Annotated in this window: 1 protein-coding gene; it reads left to right on the top strand. The window is 54.2% G+C overall.

Annotation, left to right across the window (positions count from 1 at the left end; genetic code table 11):
- On the top strand, positions 1-863 hold an 863-nt coding region (locus tag C900_RS27820), incomplete at both ends, for a hypothetical protein (protein WP_040497736.1).

Below are 863 nucleotides of genomic sequence, written 5' to 3'. Positions count from 1 at the left end.
ACCTATGTATATAGATGGACCGAAGTAAACGGCGGTTGCAGCGATTATGATGAAGTAACAGTGACCTTCTACGAACCTACCGTAGCCGATGCAGGCCCCGCGACAGCAGAAGAATGCGATCTGGACATTGCCCTGGGGGGTATCCAAAGCATCCCCGGCTCTACAGCCAGTTGGAGTGTAGTAGCAGGCAACCCTGCCGACATCACCTTCAGCAGCACCACGATCTTTAATCCTACAGCAACGAGCACCGCCTATGGCACTTATACCTTCAGGTTGACCGAGACCAACGGCAACTGCAGCAGCACCGATGATATTACGGTCACCTTCACCGAGCAGCCCGTAGCCGATGCAGGAGCAGGTGGCAATGTATGCGGCAAAGATGCCGGCAACCCTTTCACCTTCACCGGTGTATCGAGTACCGGTACCGGAACGTGGACCCAACAATCAGGCCCCGGTGTGAGCAACTTCACCGACAACACCAGCGCCACGACCACCGTAACAGTAGACACCTACGGCACCTATGTATATAGATGGACCGAAGTAAACGGCGGTTGCAGCGACTATGATGAAGTAACAGTGAACTTCTATGAGCCGACAGTAGCCGATGCAGGCCCAGCCACAGCAGAAGAATGCGACCTTAATATTCAGTTACTCGGAGTACAAAGCATCCCCGGAAGCACCGCATCATGGAGTGTGATAGCAGGCAACCCTGCTGACATCACCTTCAGCAGCACCACGATCTTTAACCCTACTGCGACCTCAACCGCCTATGGCACTTATACCTTCAGGCTGACCGAGACCAACGGCAACTGCAGCAGCACCGATGATATTACAGTGACCTTCACCGAGCAGCCCGTAGCCGA

The organism is Fulvivirga imtechensis AK7 (assembly GCF_000331535.1).
In the GTDB taxonomy this organism is placed as follows: Bacteria; Bacteroidota; Bacteroidia; order Cytophagales; family Cyclobacteriaceae; genus Fulvivirga; species Fulvivirga imtechensis.
This window is presented reverse-complemented; position numbering and strand designations above follow the sequence as displayed.